The sequence below is a fragment of the Flavobacterium sp. genome, from assembly GCF_003525665.1.
Classification (GTDB): domain Bacteria; phylum Bacteroidota; class Bacteroidia; order Flavobacteriales; family Flavobacteriaceae; genus Flavobacterium.
This window is the reverse complement of record NZ_DQDX01000066.1, coordinates 1-18,260: the sequence shown is the minus strand read 5'-3', so window position 1 is coordinate 18,260 and position 18,260 is coordinate 1. Positions and strand designations below refer to the sequence as shown.

The 18,260-nt window shown below is 34.0% G+C and carries 21 protein-coding genes and 1 pseudogene; 10 read left to right on the top strand and 12 right to left on the bottom strand.

The genetic code is table 11. The features are described 5' to 3' along the window. Positions 1–187: 187 nt before the first annotated feature. A complete protein-coding gene (katG, locus tag DIU01_RS04640; RefSeq protein ID WP_290832076.1) occupies positions 188–2,437 on the bottom strand; it encodes a catalase/peroxidase HPI in 2,250 nt (749 codons plus the stop codon). A gap of 133 nt (positions 2,438–2,570) precedes the next feature. Continuing rightward, positions 2,571–3,692, bottom strand: coding sequence for a cysteine desulfurase family protein (locus DIU01_RS04635; RefSeq protein WP_290832075.1), 1,122 nt, complete (start codon positions 3,690–3,692; stop codon positions 2,571–2,573). Between the two features lie 88 nt (positions 3,693–3,780). On the opposite strand from DIU01_RS04635, the gene DIU01_RS04630 reads away from it, so the two are divergent. Continuing rightward, entirely contained in the window at positions 3,781–4,743 is a 963-nt protein-coding gene (locus DIU01_RS04630) for a hypothetical protein (RefSeq protein WP_290832074.1), read from the top strand. Between the two features lie 74 nt (positions 4,744–4,817). Here the strand turns inward: DIU01_RS04630 and DIU01_RS04625 are convergent, their stop codons facing one another. Both DIU01_RS04625 and DIU01_RS04620 read right to left on the bottom strand, forming a co-directional pair. After that, the gene (locus tag DIU01_RS04625; protein WP_290832090.1) at positions 4,818–5,378 is read right to left on the bottom strand and encodes a Smr/MutS family protein; all 561 of its coding nucleotides are present in this window, start codon (positions 5,376–5,378) and stop codon (positions 4,818–4,820) included. Continuing rightward, positions 5,365–5,547, bottom strand: coding sequence for a hypothetical protein (locus DIU01_RS04620; RefSeq protein WP_290832073.1), 183 nt, complete (start codon positions 5,545–5,547; stop codon positions 5,365–5,367). The genes DIU01_RS04625 and DIU01_RS04620 overlap by 14 nt, the downstream gene beginning before the upstream one ends. Positions 5,548–5,643: 96 nt before the next feature. Between DIU01_RS04620 and DIU01_RS04615 the strand changes: the two genes are divergently transcribed. Continuing rightward, on the top strand, positions 5,644–5,919 hold the full coding sequence (locus DIU01_RS04615; protein WP_290832072.1) for a DUF2752 domain-containing protein: 276 nt from the start codon (positions 5,644–5,646) through the stop codon (positions 5,917–5,919). Positions 5,920–5,941: 22 nt separating this feature from the next. Beyond that, on the top strand, positions 5,942–6,268 hold the full coding sequence (locus DIU01_RS04610) for a CCC motif membrane protein (protein ID WP_290832071.1): 327 nt from the start codon (positions 5,942–5,944) through the stop codon (positions 6,266–6,268). A gap of 66 nt (positions 6,269–6,334) precedes the next feature. On the opposite strand, the gene DIU01_RS04605 is transcribed toward DIU01_RS04610, so the two are convergent. The 6 genes from DIU01_RS04605 to tnpA form a co-directional block, all read right to left on the bottom strand. Further along, on the bottom strand, positions 6,335–6,790 hold the full coding sequence (locus DIU01_RS04605) for a hypothetical protein (RefSeq protein WP_290832070.1): 456 nt from the start codon (positions 6,788–6,790) through the stop codon (positions 6,335–6,337). A gap of 34 nt (positions 6,791–6,824) precedes the next feature. Beyond that, positions 6,825–8,105: an ornithine--oxo-acid transaminase gene (gene rocD / locus DIU01_RS04600; RefSeq protein WP_290832069.1), complete on the bottom strand. Its 1,281-nt coding sequence runs from the start codon at positions 8,103–8,105 to the stop codon at positions 6,825–6,827. Between the two features lie 191 nt (positions 8,106–8,296). Continuing rightward, positions 8,297–8,998, bottom strand: coding sequence for a DUF1003 domain-containing protein (locus tag DIU01_RS04595; protein WP_290832068.1), 702 nt, complete (start codon positions 8,996–8,998; stop codon positions 8,297–8,299). Positions 8,999–9,096: 98 nt separating this feature from the next. Beyond that, positions 9,097–9,507, bottom strand: coding sequence for an OsmC family protein (locus DIU01_RS04590; protein ID WP_290832067.1), 411 nt, complete (start codon positions 9,505–9,507; stop codon positions 9,097–9,099). 161 nt (positions 9,508–9,668) lie between these two features. Beyond that, positions 9,669–10,214, bottom strand: coding sequence for a DUF1697 domain-containing protein (locus tag DIU01_RS04585; RefSeq protein ID WP_290832066.1), 546 nt, complete (start codon positions 10,212–10,214; stop codon positions 9,669–9,671). A gap of 160 nt (positions 10,215–10,374) precedes the next feature. Further along, positions 10,375–10,836, bottom strand: coding sequence for an IS200/IS605 family transposase (tnpA, locus tag DIU01_RS04580; RefSeq protein WP_290832065.1), 462 nt, complete (start codon positions 10,834–10,836; stop codon positions 10,375–10,377). Positions 10,837–11,065: 229 nt separating this feature from the next. On the opposite strand from tnpA, the gene rlmD reads away from it, so the two are divergent. From rlmD to DIU01_RS04565, 3 genes are read left to right on the top strand one after another with little or no spacing between them, the layout of a single operon-like run. Then, positions 11,066–12,484 (top strand): 23S rRNA (uracil(1939)-C(5))-methyltransferase RlmD, encoded by a 1,419-nt coding sequence (gene rlmD / locus DIU01_RS04575; RefSeq protein ID WP_290832064.1) that lies wholly within the window; start codon positions 11,066–11,068, stop codon positions 12,482–12,484. A gap of 53 nt (positions 12,485–12,537) precedes the next feature. Beyond that, positions 12,538–13,074 (top strand): DUF6452 family protein, encoded by a 537-nt coding sequence (locus DIU01_RS04570; RefSeq protein WP_290832063.1) that lies wholly within the window; start codon positions 12,538–12,540, stop codon positions 13,072–13,074. Next, positions 13,055–13,825 (top strand): DUF6048 family protein, encoded by a 771-nt coding sequence (locus DIU01_RS04565; protein ID WP_290832062.1) that lies wholly within the window; start codon positions 13,055–13,057, stop codon positions 13,823–13,825. Before DIU01_RS04570 ends, DIU01_RS04565 begins: the two co-directional genes overlap by 20 nt. Positions 13,826–13,908: 83 nt before the next feature. On the opposite strand, the gene DIU01_RS04560 is transcribed toward DIU01_RS04565, so the two are convergent. Further along, the gene (locus DIU01_RS04560) at positions 13,909–14,142 is read right to left on the bottom strand and encodes a hypothetical protein (RefSeq protein ID WP_290832061.1); all 234 of its coding nucleotides are present in this window, start codon (positions 14,140–14,142) and stop codon (positions 13,909–13,911) included. 118 nt (positions 14,143–14,260) lie between these two features. After that, positions 14,261–15,427 (bottom strand): THUMP domain-containing protein, encoded by a 1,167-nt coding sequence (locus tag DIU01_RS04555; RefSeq protein WP_290832060.1) that lies wholly within the window; start codon positions 15,425–15,427, stop codon positions 14,261–14,263. 133 nt (positions 15,428–15,560) lie between these two features. On the opposite strand from DIU01_RS04555, the pseudogene DIU01_RS04550 reads away from it, so the two are divergent. The 4 genes and pseudogenes from DIU01_RS04550 to murQ form a co-directional block, all read left to right on the top strand. Next, positions 15,561–16,322: pseudogene (locus DIU01_RS04550) on the top strand (class I SAM-dependent methyltransferase). A 56-nt stretch (positions 16,323–16,378) separates the two neighbouring features. Continuing rightward, complete coding sequence (locus DIU01_RS04545; protein WP_290832059.1) at positions 16,379–17,086, top strand: ZIP family metal transporter; 708 nt, start codon at positions 16,379–16,381, stop codon at positions 17,084–17,086. Between the two features lie 52 nt (positions 17,087–17,138). Then, positions 17,139–17,519 carry a PH domain-containing protein gene (locus DIU01_RS04540; RefSeq protein WP_290832058.1) on the top strand — a complete coding sequence of 127 codons (381 nt, stop codon included), beginning with the start codon at positions 17,139–17,141 and terminating at the stop codon, positions 17,517–17,519. A 5-nt stretch (positions 17,520–17,524) separates the two neighbouring features. Beyond that, the coding region (gene murQ, locus DIU01_RS04535; RefSeq protein WP_290832057.1) for an N-acetylmuramic acid 6-phosphate etherase at positions 17,525–18,260 on the top strand (736 nt) is incomplete at its 3' end.

Here is an 18,260-nt window from a genome sequence, read left to right as displayed (position 1 = left end):
CACAACCACCATTTTTTAAAAAATAACATTGTAAATTATAAAAAATAACCTCTTTTATCCCGAATTTTCGGGAGATTTAATGGATGTTTATTTTTTGTTAAACTTCAAGAAATTCTATCATAGTAACCACAAAAAAGGCAGCCTTCACGACTGCCTTTTCCTAATTTAAAACTATATAAAAAGAGAATTATACTAAATCAAATCGGTCTAAATTCATTACTTTATTCCAAGCGGCAACAAAGTGATTTATGAATTTCTCTTGTGCATCGTTGCAAGCATATACTTCGGCAACAGCGCGAAGCTCTGAGTTGGAACCAAATATTAAATCTACTCTAGTTCCGGTCCATTTTACTTGTCCGGTTTTGCGATCGCGACCTTCAAAAACATCTTGAGAACTTGAACTTGCTTTCCAAGTCGTTCCAAAATCTAATAAATTCACAAAGAAATCATTCGTCAACGTCTCAGGACGTTTCGTAAATACGCCATGAGTAGATTGATCAAAATTCACATTTAAAACGCGCATTCCGCCTACAAGTGCCGTTAATTCTGGTGCTGTTAACGTTAGTAATTGTGCTTTGTCAATCAGCATTTCTTCTGCCGAAACCGTGTATTGTGTTTTCATGTAATTTCTAAAACCATCGGCTTCTGGTTCTAAAACAGCAAATGATTCGATATCGGTTTGCTCTTGAGAAGCATCCGTTCTACCTGGTGTAAACGGAACTGAAACAGTATAACCAGCATTTTGAGCCGCTTTTTCAACTCCGGCGCAACCAGCCAAAACAATTAAATCGGCAATAGAAACCTGTTTTTCACCAGTAAAATTTCTATTAAAATCGTCTTTAATTCCTTCTAAAACCGTCAATACATGAGCCAATTGCGTTGGGTTATTCACATCCCAATTTCTTTGTGGAAGCAAACGAACTCGCGCACCATTGGCACCACCACGTTTGTCTGAACCTCTAAAAGTAGAAGCCGAAGCCCAAGCGGTTCCAACCAATTGTGAAACACTCAAACCAGAAGCTAAAATTTGTGATTTTAAGTGAGCAACATCATTCGCATCAACCAATTGGTGTGTAACAGCCGGAACTGGATCTTGCCAAATTAACTCTTCTTGAGGAACTTCTGGACCTAAATAACGAGCAATTGGTCCCATATCACGGTGCGTCAATTTGAACCAAGCACGAGCAAAAGCATCGGCCAATTGATCTGGATTTTCTAGAAAACGTCTAGAAATTGGTTCGTATATTGGATCTACTCGTAAAGCGATATCGGTAGTTAACATAGTTGGAGCGTGACGTAACGAAGGATCGTGTGCATCTGGAACCGTTCCTGCTCCTGCTCCATCTTTTGGTTTCCACTGGTGTGCGCCAGCCGGACTTTTAGTTAATTCCCATTCGAAACCAAATAAATTTTCAAAATAATTATTGCTCCATTGTGCTGGAGTTGTCGTCCACGCACCTTCTAATCCGCTAGTGATGGTATGAACGCCATTTCCACTTCCGAAGCTGTTTTTCCAACCCATACTTTGTTCTTCAATTCCTGCTGCAGCTGGTTCTGGACCAACATATTGACTTGGGTCGGCAGCACCATGCGTTTTTCCAAAAGTGTGTCCACCAGCAATAAGCGCAACCGTTTCTTCGTCATTCATTGCCATACGAGCAAATGTTTCACGAATATCACGTGCCGAAGCTAAAGGATCTGGAGTTCCGTTTGGTCCTTCTGGATTTACGTAAATCAATCCCATTTGCACTGCAGCCAAAGGATTTTCCAATTGTCGGTCGGCAGTATAACGTTGGTCGTCAAGCCATTTACCTTCAGAACCCCAATAAATATCTTCTTGTGGTTCCCAAACATCTTCACGTCCGCCAGCAAATCCGAAGGTATTGAAACCCATAGATTCCAAAGCACAGTTTCCTGCTAAAACCATTAAATCTGCCCAAGAAATTTTCTTACCGTATTTTTGTTTGATTGGCCAAAGTAATAAACGTGCCTTGTCTAAGTTGGCGTTATCTGGCCAGCTATTCAATGGAGCAAATCGTTGTGTTCCTGCACCTGCGCCACCGCGACCATCGGCAATTCTGTAAGTTCCAGCACTGTGCCAAGCCATTCTAATGAAGAAAGGTCCATAATGACCATAATCTGCTGGCCACCAATCTTGAGAAGTAGTCATTAAATCGAAAATGTCTCTTTTCAGCGCATTCAAATCAAGACTTTTGAATTCTTCAGCATAATTAAACGATTCATCCATAGGATTGGACAAATTAGAATGCTGACGTAAAATATTAACTTTTAACTGATTTGGCCACCAGTCAGTATTTCTTGTTCCGTTACCAGCGCCTTGTTTAGCTGCTGTACCTGAAAACGGACATTTTGCGCCACTATTTACGTTGTAACTAGTTTGGCTTTCAGAAGCGTTTTGATTGTTGTTATTTTCCATATAATAAGATTGATTAGTATAAACTTTTTACGAAGTTACTAATTTAAATACTATTGGAAATAAAATTTTAATAGAAAAAAACTATAGTGCGTTTTATAAATAATTATTCAAAATAAAAATGATTCCAGAATCTTTAAATTCCTTTTAAACCATCAATTAAGGAATCAATTTCTTCTTTAGTGTTGTAATGACTGAACGAAATTCGCAGACTTGGTTTTTTCAAATCTTCTTCTGGAACAATTTCGGCTAAAACGTGCGAAGGCTTTACACTGCCGCTTTGGCAAGCACTTCCGCGAGAAACTGCAATACCTTTCATATCCAAATTGAATAGAATCATAGCGGTTTTCTCTTCCGAAAAAGGTAATAAAACATTCAGAATATTATAAAAAGTGTCTTCTCCGTTGATTTTAATATCTGGGAAACTCAATTGTAATTGTTGCTGACAATACATTTTTAAATCAGAAATATACAAACGCTCTGATTCTAAATCTTGGTAACACAACTCTAAAGCTTTTGCCATTCCTGCAATTTGATGCACAGCTTCTGTTCCTGCGCGCAATCCTTTTTCTTGTTCGCCACCATAAAAAAGTGGTTGCAAAAGAATTCCTTTTTTTACATAAGCAAATCCGGCGCCTTTTGGTCCGTGAAATTTGTGCGCACTTGCAACGATAAAATCTACTGGAAGTTCGTGCAAATTAAATTCCGTTTTCCCGATGGATTGCACTGTATCACAATGAAATAAGGCATTGTGTTGATGGCAAATTCTACCTACTTTTTCGATGTCTAAAACAGTTCCTATTTCGTTATTAACGTGCATTAACGTAACAATTGTAGTACCATTTTTGCCTAACAACTGAACCAAATGTGAAATATCAATCGCTCCACTCGGAAGAATATTTACATAATCGACTTCAATTCCGAATTGTTTCTGCAAATATTTTACCGTGTATACTGTGGCGTGATGCTCGATTTTACTGGTAATAATTCGTTCAATTTTTAAATCTCTTACGGCACTTTTTAAAATCCAATTGGTTGCTTCAGTGGCATTTGAAGTAAAAATTAGTTCTTGTGCTGCACATCCTAATAGTTTAGAAATTGATTTTCTAGAAGTTTCTAAAATGGTCTTTGCGCTTCTTCCAAAGCTATGTGTTGATGATGGATTTCCGAAGTTTTCCTGTAAAACCAACATCATTTCCTCTATAACTTCATGTCGTAAAGGTGTTGTAGCTGCGTTATCTAGGTATATTTTTTTCATTGTGCAAATATAAAACTCTTCGTTAATTAAATGATAAATAGAATGATTAATGCGTAAAATTTCTATTTTTGCCTCAAATTCTATTGAAATGAAAAAAATTATTGGATTATTTGCTTTTATGTTTCTTTTAAATGGTTGTGACGATGGTGATTTGATTATTGAAACCATCGATTTTGCAGATGTAACAGCAACAAAATGTGAAATAAACGGTTTAGTATATAAGATTAAAGAAAATGAAGTTTTAATAATTGAAATTCCTGAAGATGAGAATGCTTTTATTGGCACTGTAACTCCATTTGGCGAGCCAAGACAATTTACAATTGGTGGAGATAATAAAGTGATTTATCGCTCTTATTCGGGTACAATTGAAAACGAAAATGTATGTTCTACCATTCCGCCAAGCAGTCCAAATGTTACTGAAGAATGGGTTGCAACATCAGGTGTAATCCAAATTACAACAACACCTATTTTAGTTCCAAACACCACATTAACTTCAGGAAATGCTACTAAAATTAAAGGTTATAATCACGCAATTGTTTTTAAAAATGTAACCTTTGACAAACCTAACGGTGAACAATTTTTTGAAACTTATGTATTCGGAAGCTACGCTAAAGACCTTCTATCAAGTGAAACGCTACCCTTTGCATTCGATGATGAGGTTGAAAAATGCACCTCTGGCAACACGGTTTACAACACTAGCGGAAGCGAAGCATTAGTTCTAAACCTAGATCCTACCTTTTTTCCAGCTGCATCTGGAACGCAAACAGCTTTAATTAGCGCGACAAACAAAGTAACTTACACTTTATATAATGCTGGAGGATTGACCTCTGCTAACTTTTGCACAACGACTGCGCCAACAACACCAGCTGCAAGTCAGATTTGGAATGCAAAAGATGGCGTAACAGCAACTAGTGGAATAATTGAAGTTGTCACGACTACTTTGGGTTCCCAATTTCAACATACAATCCATCTGAAAAAAGTAACTTTCAATAGAAACGGAAGTGAATTTTACCTTGGAGACGATTATATTTATGGAAGTTTTATTCAATAAATCTTCACTTTAAAACCTAAAAAAACCTGTTTTGCTACTCGTAAAACAGGTTTTTTTTGTGCTTATATTTTGCTTTAGCGCGATCTATTTTGTTTAAAATATACTTCGGTTGCACCCAAACCATACTTTTGATAATTGCCATCTTGAAAAGAAATCGAGTCGTATCTATTCAATAAAAAATCGAGTTCTGCCTTCAAAACACCTTCGCCAACACCATGTATAAAAACGATTTTCGGAATGCGATTTTTGATGGCAAATTCGATGTGTCTTTTGGCTGTATCCATCTGTAAAGTTAGAATGTCATAATTGGATAAACCCGATTTATTTTTGACTAATTTTTCAATGTGCAAATCAAATTCTGGAACACCTCGTTCTACTTTTTCCAGCTTTTTTTGAAGCTCAATTTGCTTTCTTGTGAGTTGATTATCGATATTTTTTTTATCTAAACTATCACTTTTATTAAAATAATCTAAATTACTGGTATTGTTTATTTTAATCAACTCGTTGACAAAATATGTCATCAAGAAATTATCGGTTGTTTCAATAGTAATTTGGTCTTTTTCTACCTTTACTACTACTCCATCAATTGCGTCATCAAGCACCGAAACTTGATCGCCAATATTAAATGTTTTCATCATCTTCGTCTTCGTTTTTACTTGGTAATTTAGAACTTAATTTCATCATTCCGAACATGAAAATCACTACTGCAATTGCCATCACAATGACACTATACTTCTCTCCTTTTGGAACATAAAAAGCAACCACAAAAGCGACAATCATAATTAGAATAAAAATCTTTTTCATGCTATAAAATTTAGATTTCAAATGTAGAAAACTTAAATCAGTTATCGTTATTTTAAAAATTATTTGTAGCATTGTACAATAAATCAAATATTAGAAATGGAAGATTATATGTTGCCTTGCATGAACAAAAAACTTTTTGGAGTTGAATGTATGGGGTGCGGAACACAACGATCAATCGATTTGTTATTACAAGGCGATTTTGTAGGTGCTTTTAAAATGTTTCCTCCAATCTATACCTTAATTATTTTTTTTATAATTCTATTTTTACATTTTGTTGATAAATCTAGAAACTACAATAAAGCCATTATTTATTTTGCAATAATTAACGGTGTGATAATGTTAATCAATTACATTTATAAAATTTTAAACTAATTACTAATCAATATTTAACTTTATGGAAAATCAAAAATTACCTAACGAACAAGCTGTAATGATTTTGGGCTTAACCTCTTTTATTGGATGCTGTTGTACAAGTGGACTTCTAGGCGTCATTTTATCTGGAATTGGAATTTACTTAGCTGGAAAATCAGAGAAACTTTTAGCAGAAAATCCAGAACAATACAGTCCAGGTTCTTTAAACACTTGGAAAATTGTAAACTTTGTAAGTTTAGGATTGAGTGTATGCGTATTAATATATGCCATTTATATGAAAGTAACCGGGAAAGACATCGAACAACAACAACAATTGATGGAAATGTTAAAACAGATGCAAAATAATTAATTGTATTAAACAAAAAATCCGTTTAGAAGTTCTAAACGGATTTTTTTTTATTTGATAAAACAGGTTTTACATTCCACCAGATGCGGCCATCGAGGCAAAATAGATTACCATTCCGATGACGGCGAAAATATATAATGAAATCATTACGATAGTCATTATTCCTAAAAATTTATGGTGCGATTTAAGGAAAACTAAAGCTTCAGAAACCATATCAGAATTTCTAAAAGATAAAGCGTCTTTCATACCAGAGGCATATTTGAATAAATAATACACTGGCACAAAATAAATAGCAGCCATAAAGAAATAAATTACAGAAACAAAACCTTTCATTGCTCCAAAAGGTGAATTACCATAGACATCATCAGGAATCGAAGACATAGCAGTTGTCATGATAAAGGCTAAAACCCCCATCAATGCAATCCCGATAAAACCTATAATTGCAAGAAACATCGACCATTTGGCACTGACTCTTAAGGCATCTTCTGCTTGCGCATTTAATTCTAAATTGGTTTGGTTTTCCATAAAAATATTTAAATTGGTTAGGTTAGTTGGTTTATTACTTTTCGAATTCTTTTAGCGTATTGATGATGATTGAAACGCAATCAAGCAATTGTTCTTCATTCATAACCAATGGTGGCGCAAAACGAATGATGTTTCCGTGCGTTGGTTTGGCTAATAATCCGTTATCTCGTAATCTCATACAGATATTCCAAGCTGTATCACTTTCTTCTGTATCGTTGATTACAATAGCATTTAAAAGACCTTTTCCGCGAACTAAAGTTGCAACATTTGAAGTTTTAACAAATTCGCCTATTTTTTCTCTGAAGATTTTACCCAATCGACGAGCATTTTGAGACAATTTCTCTTCATTTACAACATCCAAAGCAGCAATGGCAACTGCACCAGCAATAGGATTTCCACCAAAAGTAGAACCATGTTGACCTGGTTTGATAACATTCATAATGTGGTCATTTGCTAGAACCGCCGAAACTGGATAAGCTCCACCAGACAAGGCTTTACCCAGAATTAAAATATCTGGAGCCACGTAAGTTGATTGTTTTTCACAAGCATTTTCACAAGTACAATTTCCGCAAACTGCCAATATTGAACCTGTTCTTGCAATTCCTGTTTGAACCTCATCAGCAATAAACAAAACGTTGTTTGCTTCACAAAGTGCTTTAGCTTTCGCCAAATAATCCTCTGCTGGTGTATAAACTCCGGCTTCGCCTTGAATAGGTTCTACAAGAAAACCAGCGATGTTTTCAGACGATTTAAGCACGTTTTCTAACGCTTCGATGTCATCGTAAGGAATTTTGATAAATCCTGCCGTATACGGTCCGAAATTCTTTCTAGCATTTTCATCATTTGAAAACGAAATGATAGTTGTAGTTCTTCCGTGGAAATTTCCGTCGCAAACAATTATTTGCGCTTCATTTTCATGAATTCCCTTTTTCTCATACGCCCATTTTCTACAAAGTTTCAAAGCCGTTTCGACCGCTTCGGCACCAGTATTCATTGGAAGTACTTTATCAAATCCGAAATATTTTGTGATGTATTCTTCGTAAACACCCAATTTATCGTTGTAAAAAGCACGAGAAGTTAATGTTAACGTTTGCGCTTGTTGCACCATTGCACCAATAATTTTTGGATGACAATGCCCTTGATTTACAGCTGAGTAAGCCGAAAGGAAATCGTAATACTTTTTACCTTCAACATCCCAAACATAAACACCTTCACCTCTACTCAAAACTACTGGTAGCGGATGATAATTGTGTGCTCCGTATTTATTTTCTAACGAAATAATTTCTTCAGAGCTGATTTTTTCTAAAACTGACATAATTTTTCTTTTTTAATCTGACCTCGTTACAGATTTTTAATAAAATATCAATTCCTTCTTGTGGAGAGAAATCATCCATAGTCGCCAAAATTACAAAAAAAGAAATTCCAAATTCCAATTACGATACTAAATAAATCTAATTTGAAGATTGAAGCATCAAGTTTGGATTTTGGAATTTAAAAAATTGGATTTTATTTCTTTATTCGTTCTAAAATATCATTCATCATCTCGATTTGCACTTTTTGAATTTCGATTAATTCTTGTTGTTGGTGCATGATTAAATGATCTAGTTTTTCGTCGAGCATTCTAATTTCGAGTTCCGATTTTAGGTTAATCATGTAATCTTTTTTGGCTCTTTCGCGGTCTTTTTCTTCTTGACGGTTTTGGCTCATCATGATAACCGGAGCTTGAAGCGCAGCCAAACAAGACAAAATCAAATTCAATAAAATAAACGGATAGGGATCAAATCCTTTGTTTAAAAGCAAGTAAACATTGGATGCTATCCAGATCATAATGAAGATAAAAAACGAAATTATGAACGTCCAACTTCCACCAAAATCGGCAACTTTATCAGCTATAACTTGACCAATTGTTCTATTATCAACTTCATCTTCAACTTTAGATACAAAGGATTTATCATCAGACAATGATTTTATTACATTTTTATGCAAATCTGAAAGTTCACCTACTTCCGATTGTAAAAACTTTGAAATGTATTTTTCTCGATAAATATTCAGTTCTTTATCGGCGATGCATTTGCTTTTATCAAAATTGGGATAATCTACTTTAAGAAAATTCAAAATTGGCATTCGAATTGATTCACCCCAAACGCGCTCCTTCGTCGGAAATTCTAAACCCGAAATTTCACTCACAAATGTTGCTTTATCTTTCATAAAACTATTTTTAATTTCTTGCTAATTTACGTTATTTTGAATACAAAAAAACCTCACTTCAATAAAGAAATGAGGTTTCTATTAACTTTTTAAATCAATTAAACTAAAGTAGCTGTTGAAGTAATTTCGGTATTCAATAATTTTGAAATTGGGCAATTTTTTTCTGCTTTTGTAACTAAAGCTTGGAAATCCTCTTCAGAAATTCCTGGAATTTTTGCTTCAACCGTTAAGTGCGAACCTACAATTGCACCATTAAGAAAATTGATTTCGCATTTGGTTTGGATGTTTTCTACTGTAAATCCGTCTTCAGTTAAAAATGCAGACAATTGCATTGTAAAACAACCAGAATGAGCAGCAGCAACCAATTCTTCTGGATTTGTTCCAACGCCTTCTTCAAAACGTGAATTGAATGAATATTGTGTATTGTTTAAAGTCGTACTTTGAGTAGTAAGAGAACCTTTTCCTTCTTTTACTGAACCTTGCCATTGGGCTGTTGCATTTCTTTTCATGATGTTGTTTTTTAGATTTTTACCAAAATTAAAAAATCATGCCGACTTGAATGTTATATAATTATTGTTATTTCTAATAGAATAATAGGTTTTATAACTCAAAAATTTCCTAAAACCTCTTTTAAACTTTTAAACCTTTAAACTTTTAAACTCTTAAACCTTTAAACTTCCTCCTCATACATTTCCAACAACTTCGTAACCGTATTCCAATTTCTGATGGTTGCAGTAACGTTTAGTTTTTTCTCTATGTATTTTTGGTCTAAACGTGTTTTTCCTGCGCCGATATCGTATTTTATGAAGATTCTGTTGCCGTCGATTACGGCTTCGTCGGGTTTGAATTGGCTTATTTTTAATTCGTTTATAGCGGAACTTGACAATTCTTTTGAAATAAAAGCCACATACAACTTTTTAGTATCAACATCTTTTTGCTTTAGAAACGGATTGTTTTTAAAACACAACTCCAAATCGTTTTTACCAATTACAATCACAGGAACTTCGTGACCAAAGGTTTTGAAGATTTCTTGTTTGATTTTGAAACCAACGCCAAAAGAACTTTCTTCCTCAGTTTCTACAAAGACATTTCCACTTTGGATATAAGTAACCACATTAGAAAACCCAATGGCTTCTAACGCAGTTTTGAGCGCTTCCATTTTTATCATGTTGTGTCCAGAGACGTTTATGCCGCGGAGTAGTGCTAGGTGTTTCATTTGCTTAAATTATCAATCTTTTTAACTCTTATCGAATAATTGCAAAATTACAGAAAGCAAACCACAAGTTCTTATCAATTACATTTTATTAATCCCGTAGGGATAAAATCTGGGTAAAAGAGTAACTTCCTCAAGAAAAAAAATCCCGTAGGGATGATATTTAGATTGGCTCATTAAAAATATAACGTTCATCATATTCAATCTCGAATACTTTTAAAAATTTCAGATATTCTTCTCTAAAAGTTTCTTTTTTATGATGATTCTCTTGATTTTGAATGTAATTAATGACATTATTGTCGTGTGATTTGGAATATGAAAATGCTCCATAACCTTCTTGCCATTCAAATTTTACTTTTAAAAATTTCTTTTCATTTATCCATTTGGAAGAACTACCTTTAATATCTTGCAATAAATCAGAAATTGATTGTGTAGGTCGCATTCCTATGAAAATATGCAAATGGTCAGGCATTCCATTTATAGCCAATAATTTATGATTGTTAGCTTTGATTATACCTGAAATATATTGATATAATTCCTCTTTGAAAGATGCATGGATTAGTCCGTTACGGAATTTTACTGCAAAAACAAATTGAACATGTATTTGTGTATAGGTATTTGCCATTTTTTAAATATCGTCCCTACGGGACTTTTTGTATAATCGAATAATTTTTCTACCAATATTAAATCCCTAACGGGATTAAGTGAATTGCTAAATTATAAAAATACTTTTATTCATTGTTGTTTTAAATTTTAGGATATTGATTTTGAAACTAATTTTTATAAAAACATAAAATAAATAAAATTTTCCAAAACCCAATCCAAAAAACAAACCAATACATTATTTTTGCCTCATGGGAAAAAAGAAGACAGACAAAGTTATATTTGAAAATGTTACCGTGCTTGATGCTGGTGCGAAAGGTGTTTCGGTTGCTAAAGCGCCAGAAGGACAAGTAATTTTTATACCAAACGTTGTGCCTGGCGATGTGGTTGATGTGCAAACTTTAAAGAAACGCAAGTCGTATTTTGAAGGTAAAGCCATTAAATTTCACTCGTTTTCTGAAAATAGAATTGAACCTGTGTGCCAACATTTTGGCGCTTGTGGCGGTTGCAAATGGCAGAACATGAAGTATGAGCAACAATTATTTTATAAAAATCAAGAAGTTTATAACAACCTAAAACGTATAGGAAAAATTGAATTGCCTGATTTTGAACCGATTCTTGGTTCGGAGAAACAATTGTTTTATAGAAATAAAATGGAATTCGGGTTTTCGGATACACGTTGGTTAAACGAAACCGAAATTAAAAGCGAAGACCAATCGTTAAGTAAAAATCCGGCATTGGGTTTTCATATTCCTAGAATGTGGGACAAGATTTTGGATATTGAAAAATGTCATTTGCAAGAAGATCCATCTAATGAAATTCGAAATTCGATTAAAGAATTTGCTGTTGCAAATAATATGACGTTTTTCAATGCAAGAAATCATGAAGGTTTGTTGCGAACTTTAATGATTAGAACCGCTTCGACTGGTGAAATTATGGTGTTGATTCAGTTTTTTGAAAATGATAAAGCCAATCGTGAGTTGTTGATGAATTTTATACATGAGAAGTTTCCGCAAATTACGTCGTTGCAATATGTGATTAATAGCAAGGCAAACGACACTTTATACGACCAAGACATCAAACTATATAAAGGTAGAGATTACATTTTGGAAGAAATGGAAGGTTTGAAATTTTCTATCAACGCCAAATCATTTTACCAAACCAATTCGGACCAAGCGTATGAATTATACAAAATAACTAGAGATTTTGCAGGATTAACTGGAAATGAAGTTGTTTATGATTTATATACCGGAACTGGAACTATTGCGCAGTTCGTTTCTAAAAAAGCTAAAAAAGTAATTGGTGTAGAAGCCGTTCCAGAAGCAATTGCCGATGCTAAAGAAAATGCCAAACGCAATGAAATTACCAATTGTGAGTTTTATGTTGGAGATATGAAAAACGTTTTCAATGACGATTTCATCGCGCAACATGGCAAACCAGATGTAATCATCACCGATCCACCAAGAGATGGAATGCACAAAGACGTTGTAGAAATGTTATTGAAAACTGGCGCTCCAAAAATTGTTTACGTAAGTTGTAACTCGGCTACACAGGCAAGAGATTTGGCTTTGATGGACGAAATGTACAAAGTTACTCGTGTGCGACCTGTAGATATGTTTCCGCAAACGCATCACGTTGAAAATGTTGTACTTTTGGAACTTAGAAAATAGTGTTCAGTATTCAGTGTTCAGTGTTCAGTTTATTTAGATTGAAATTAAAATTTATGAAAAAAATATTTTTGCTATTGTTTATCGGATTTGCATTTTCTGGTTGTGAGAAAGATGACATTTGTGATCCAAACACACCAACTACGCCTCGATTGATTATAGAATTCTATGACGATGCAAATCCTACTGTAAAAAAAAATGTGGTGAATTTGAGAGTGACAGAAGTTTTAACTAACAAATCTGTAGTATTTAATGAGAGTTTGATTGAAACGAATGAGGCGCGCTATTTATTGAATGCGTCTAAACTTTCACTTCCTTTGAAAACTGGAGAAGACGTTGTAAAATACTCATTTGCTTTAAATTACGGAGCTGCACCTGGTGAAAACGTCGATTTTTTTGAAGTAAATTACACAAGAGAAAATGTTTATGTTTCAAGAGCTTGTGGCTATAAAACTATTTTCACTCTAAGAAACAATAATCCAATAATTAATTCCGATAATACTACTCCTGACAGTGAATGGATTAAAGGAATAAACATTGAAACTAACGCTATTGCAAACGAAAATGAAACACATGTTAAAATATATTTTTAGTTTAGTAGTCGTTCTGATTTCGTTTTCAGGAATCGCACAGAAAGTTTCTGAAAAAGAAGTACTTAAAAAAGATACTATTGTACCAAAAACAGAACGTTATGGTATTCGCTTTGGTGTCGATTTATTTAAGTTAACGCGTTCGTTTTACGAAAAAGACTATCGCGGATTGGAATTAGTTGGAGATTACAGATTGACGCGAAAGCATTATATCGCAGTAGAACTAGGAAACGAGAACAAAACTGTTGACGACACACAACTTAATTTCACCACCGAAGGATCGTATTTAAAAGCAGGTTTCGATTACAACGCCTATGAAAATTGGCTTGGAATGCAAAATATGATTTATGTAGGTTTGCGTTATGGCGTGAGTTCGTTTAGTCAAACATTAAATGATTACCAAGTTTACAATCCGAATCCGCATTTTGGAGAGGAGCCAATTACGCCTTCTGGAGAAAAATTTAGTGGATTATCGGCGCAATGGGGTGAAGTTGTTGCAGGTATGAAGGCCGAAGTTTTCAATAATGTTTTTGTTGGTTTTAGTTTTAGAATCAACCGATTATTCAACAATAAAAAACCAGATAATTTCGATAACCTATACATTCCGGGTTTCAATAGAACGTATGATGGTGATTTTGGCGTAGGTTTTAACTATACTGTTTCTTACTTTTTACCACTTTACAAAGCAACTGTAAAAGCTAAAGAGAAAAAAGACGATAAGAAAAAGAAAAAGAAAAGCGGCAAGAAGAAGTAATCTTCACAAGAATAAAAATTCGCTAATCATCGTTGATAATTTATCAGATGATTAGCGAATTTTAGTTTTAGAACTATTCGTAATTATTTTATCTCTTTAATTCCTTTGATGAAAATCCATTTCATAAATAACTTTTCACCATCTCTTGTAGTGATTGCTTGAAATCTTGGTGCCAAAATGGTACCCACAACAAAAGCTGTTAACGGAATCCAATATCCAGTTAAATTAGTATAAGTTGCCACTAAAAAACGTACTGCAATAAATAAAACTGCAAAACAAATTAATTGATAAATGAATGCTTTTGTCTTCTTACTCATTTTTTATGAAATTGTATATTGTATATTGTATTATATAGTATCTGAAATCTGAAAACTGCGATCTGAAAACTGCGATCTGAAAACTGATCACTGAATACTGACCACTGATCACTGACCACTACTCTTCTTCCCTATTCTGAAACTTAGTTCGTTTACTGCCTTCGTACATTTCGTATTTCACTAATCTTGCTTCTAAACTTCCGTTAAAAAGTTTGATTTTTCTTGAAGGTTTTAATCCGACGAATTTCAATGCATCCAAATTTGCTGTGATAAACCAAGCATGCGTACCTGGATAATTTTGTTTCATCGTATCGCCCATTTCTCTGTAAAAACGCTCCAAATCAATATCCAAACGTTCACCGTATGGCGGATTGAAAACCATTTGCAAAGGTCCAGAAGTTTCCTTTTTGGTGTCGAAGAAATTTTGTTGAGAAACTGTTACGTAATCATCTAAATTAGCATTTTTAATATTTGCTTTAGCTTTTTCTACAGCACTTGGCGCTTTATCATAACCTTTGATAGTATAATGAAATTCGCGTGTTCGTTTCAATAAAGCATCGATAATTTGATCAAACAAATCGTTATCCCAATCATTCCATTTTTCGAACGCAAATTCTTTTCTGTTGATGTTTGCCGGAATATTACAAGCAATCATCGCAGCTTCGGCAAGAATTGTTCCCGAACCACACATTGGATCTAGAAAATCGGTTTTTCCTTCCCAACCAGCAAGTATTAACATTCCTGCTGCAAGAACTTCGTTGATTGGTGCAATATTGGTAGCCGTTTTATAACCACGTTGGTGTAACGAAGCTCCAGAAGTATCCAAAGCTATCGAAAGTTGGTCTTTATCGATATGGATATTAATTCGTAAATCGGGAAAATCTTTATCTACACTTGGACGAACGCCAGTTTTTTCACGAAATTGATCTACAATAGCATCTTTTGCTTTTTGAGATACAAATTGCGAGTGTTTAAAAAAATCAGAGTGAATTGTGGTATCAATTACAAACGTTTGGTTAGCGTTCAAATACTTGCTCCAATCAATTCCTTGAATTCCTTTGTATAAAAGTGCATCGGTTTTTGCTCTAAAATAGTAAATTGGTTTTAATATTTTTAAAGCAGTTCGCAACGACAAATTGGCTTTGTACATAAATCCTTTGTCACCTTTGAAACTTACCATTCTAGTTCCAATTTCAACATCTTGTGCGCCCAAAACACGTAATTCTTGAGCTAATATTTCTTCAAAACCAAAGAAGGTTTTGGCAATCATTTTAAAATTTTCCATCTATATAAAATCCAATAATCAAATAATAAATCCCAAATAAATCTTAATTCTAAAATATCAAACTTCAAACTTGGAATAACTTCTGCAAAAATACACTAAATTTGCACGCTAAGAATTTTATGAACAAGAATTAATGTCAAAAATCACAAATCAACAATCACAAATCAACAATCAACAATCCAATTGGTTCGCCTCTTGGTTTGATACACCATATTACCACATTCTTTATAAAGATAGAAATTACCGTGAAGCACAGATTTTCATGGACAATTTGACGCATTATTTAAATTTACCTGAAAAAGCAAAAGTCCTTGATTTGGCTTGCGGAAAAGGTCGTCACTCGATATATTTAAACCAATTAGGATTTGATGTACTTGGTGCCGATTTGTCTGAAAACAGTATTGCCGAAGCGAGTAAAAATGCTAATGATACGTTGCATTTTCAAGTTCATGACATGCGCGAACCGTTTGAAGATAAATTTGATGCTGTTTTCAATTTGTTTACAAGCTTTGGTTATTTCGAAAATGATGAAGACAATTTAAAGACTTTAGTTGCTATTAAAGATAGTTTGACCGAATACGGATTTGCAGTAATTGATTTTATGAATGTAAATCAGGTGATTGCGAATTTAGTTCCGACAGAAGTTAAAACCGTTGATGGAATTGATTTTCACATAAAACGTTACGTTGCTGATAATCATATTTAGCAAGAAATCGATTTTGAAGATCAAGGTGAAAAGTTTCATTTTACCGAAAAAGTAAAAGCATTGACTCTGGAAGATTTTACTCAAATGATGGAAACTGCAGGCATCTTCTTATTGGATATTTTTGGTGATTATAAACTGAAGAAATTTCATAAAAAAGACAGCGAACGTTTGATTATGATTTTTAAGTAAGAGAATAGAATATAGAACATAGAATATAGAGAATAGATATTGAACATAAACTTCTGATGAATTATTCCATTTACATTTTACCGTTATTAGCTGTACTTATAGGATTCATAATTGCCTTATTTCTTCGTCCGAAGAGCAAGAAGAATTTAAAATTACTATTGGCTTTTAGTGGTGCATTTTTGCTTTCCTTAACAGTAATGCATTTGCTTCCAGAAGTTTATGAAGCAAATAATCATGATCACGAAGAACATAATCATGGTAATGGAACGATTGGTCTGTTTATAATGATTGGAATTGTGTTCCAAATTATACTCGAATATTTCTCAAAAGGTGCCGAACACGGTCACGTTCATGGACACGATACTATGAATCACATTCCGTGGTTGTTGTTTTTTAGTTTGTGTTTGCACGCGCTTCTTGAAGGAATGCCAATTAGCAATCACAATCATTTGGCATATGGCATTGCGATTCATCACTTTCCTATTGCGATTATCTTAACTACGTTTTTTAGTAACGCACAATTGAACAAAAAAGCCATTCTATTCTTCATGTTGGTTTTTGCTTTTATGACACCATTAGGAACTTTTGCAGCCGAAAACCTTTCTTTTTTATCCAATTATTACACCGAAATTTCAGGAATTGTGATTGGTATTTTATTTCACATTTCATCCACTATTATTTTTGAAAGTAGTGAAGGACATAAATTTAATTTGGCCAAATTAACAGTTATTGTTTTAGGTATTGTTTTGGCTTATTTTATGTAAATCCGAAGTTTTATTTTTACATTTGACAAACTAAATCTAAAATAAAATTATCATGGGATTATTTTCTGCCTTACTAGGAAATGCTGGTGCTGTTAACTCAGAAACACTACTTAAAGATTACGGAAAACTTTTAATTGATAGTGAGCAAATTGAATTGGGTTTCAAATTGATAAGAGATACTTTTATTTTCACCAACAAACGATTGATTTTAATCGAAAAACAGGGAATCACTGGAAGTAAAGTAGAATACAAATCGATTTTATACAAAAGCATTACCCGATTTAGTGTTGAAACTGCAGGAACATTTGACCTTGAAGCCGAATTGAAAATTTGGGTTTCTAGCGAAGTAAATCCTAGTATTGTGAAACAATTCAATAAAGGTGTTAATGTTTATGATGTGCAAAGTGTTTTGGCACACCACGTTTTAAAATAGAAATCATGAACTTCACAAAAACCACCGAACAATCCTCAAAATACGAACATTTAGAAAAAATGTCGGTTGCCGAATTGTTGTCTAATATTAACAATGAAGACAAAACAGTTCCGTTGGCAGTTGAAAAAGCGTTGCCGCAAATAGAATTGCTAGTTGCCAAAGTTGTTGAAAAAATGAAAATTGGCGGACGACTTTTCTACATTGGCGCTGGAACTTCAGGCAGATTAGGAATTGTAGATGCATCGGAATGTCCTCCAACTTTTGGCGTTCCATTTGATTTAGTAAACGGAATAATTGCTGGTGGCGACAAAGCCATTAGAAAAGCGGTTGAAAATGCCGAAGACAATACAACCCAAGCGTGGATTGATTTACAAGAACAAAACATTAATGAAAACGACGTTGTAATTGGAATTGCAGCATCGGGAACAACTCCTTATGTAATTGCTGGTTTAGAAAAATGTCATGAAAATAATATCACTACAGGTTGTATAACTTGCAATGATGGAAGTCCGCTGGCATTGACTGCACAATTTCCTGTTGTGGTTGTCGTTGGACCTGAATTTGTTACCGGAAGTTCTAGAATGAAAGCTGGAACGGCTCAGAAATTAGTTTTAAACATGATTTCTACTGCAACGATGATTCAGCTTGGAAAAGTAAAAGGCAACAAAATGGTCGATATGCAATTGAGCAACGACAAATTAGTTGATCGCGGCGTAAAAATGATTATGAGCGAAATTCCAG

What these genes read in the sequence shown, in the direction of transcription:
- katG (WP_290832076.1), bottom strand. Translation starts at nt 2,437, where the DNA reads ATGGAAAATAACAACAATCAAAACGCTTCTGAAAGCCAAACTAGTTAC.
- DIU01_RS04635 (WP_290832075.1), bottom strand. Translation starts at nt 3,692, where the DNA reads ATGAAAAAAATATACCTAGATAACGCAGCTACAACACCTTTACGACAT.
- DIU01_RS04630 (WP_290832074.1), top strand. Translation starts at nt 3,781, where the DNA reads ATGAAAAAAATTATTGGATTATTTGCTTTTATGTTTCTTTTAAATGGT.
- DIU01_RS04625 (WP_290832090.1), bottom strand. Translation starts at nt 5,378, where the DNA reads ATGAAAACATTTAATATTGGCGATCAAGTTTCGGTGCTTGATGACGCA.
- DIU01_RS04620 (WP_290832073.1), bottom strand. Translation starts at nt 5,547, where the DNA reads ATGAAAAAGATTTTTATTCTAATTATGATTGTCGCTTTTGTGGTTGCT.
- DIU01_RS04615 (WP_290832072.1), top strand. Translation starts at nt 5,644, where the DNA reads ATGGAAGATTATATGTTGCCTTGCATGAACAAAAAACTTTTTGGAGTT.
- DIU01_RS04610 (WP_290832071.1), top strand. Translation starts at nt 5,942, where the DNA reads ATGGAAAATCAAAAATTACCTAACGAACAAGCTGTAATGATTTTGGGC.
- DIU01_RS04605 (WP_290832070.1), bottom strand. Translation starts at nt 6,790, where the DNA reads ATGGAAAACCAAACCAATTTAGAATTAAATGCGCAAGCAGAAGATGCC.
- rocD (WP_290832069.1), bottom strand. Translation starts at nt 8,105, where the DNA reads ATGTCAGTTTTAGAAAAAATCAGCTCTGAAGAAATTATTTCGTTAGAA.
- DIU01_RS04595 (WP_290832068.1), bottom strand. Translation starts at nt 8,998, where the DNA reads ATGAAAGATAAAGCAACATTTGTGAGTGAAATTTCGGGTTTAGAATTT.
- DIU01_RS04590 (WP_290832067.1), bottom strand. Translation starts at nt 9,507, where the DNA reads ATGAAAAGAAATGCAACAGCCCAATGGCAAGGTTCAGTAAAAGAAGGA.
- DIU01_RS04585 (WP_290832066.1), bottom strand. Translation starts at nt 10,214, where the DNA reads ATGAAACACCTAGCACTACTCCGCGGCATAAACGTCTCTGGACACAAC.
- tnpA (WP_290832065.1), bottom strand. Translation starts at nt 10,836, where the DNA reads ATGGCAAATACCTATACACAAATACATGTTCAATTTGTTTTTGCAGTA.
- rlmD (WP_290832064.1), top strand. Translation starts at nt 11,066, where the DNA reads ATGGGAAAAAAGAAGACAGACAAAGTTATATTTGAAAATGTTACCGTG.
- DIU01_RS04570 (WP_290832063.1), top strand. Translation starts at nt 12,538, where the DNA reads ATGAAAAAAATATTTTTGCTATTGTTTATCGGATTTGCATTTTCTGGT.
- DIU01_RS04565 (WP_290832062.1), top strand. Translation starts at nt 13,055, where the DNA reads ATGTTAAAATATATTTTTAGTTTAGTAGTCGTTCTGATTTCGTTTTCA.
- DIU01_RS04560 (WP_290832061.1), bottom strand. Translation starts at nt 14,142, where the DNA reads ATGAGTAAGAAGACAAAAGCATTCATTTATCAATTAATTTGTTTTGCA.
- DIU01_RS04555 (WP_290832060.1), bottom strand. Translation starts at nt 15,427, where the DNA reads ATGGAAAATTTTAAAATGATTGCCAAAACCTTCTTTGGTTTTGAAGAA.
- DIU01_RS04545 (WP_290832059.1), top strand. Translation starts at nt 16,379, where the DNA reads ATGAATTATTCCATTTACATTTTACCGTTATTAGCTGTACTTATAGGA.
- DIU01_RS04540 (WP_290832058.1), top strand. Translation starts at nt 17,139, where the DNA reads ATGGGATTATTTTCTGCCTTACTAGGAAATGCTGGTGCTGTTAACTCA.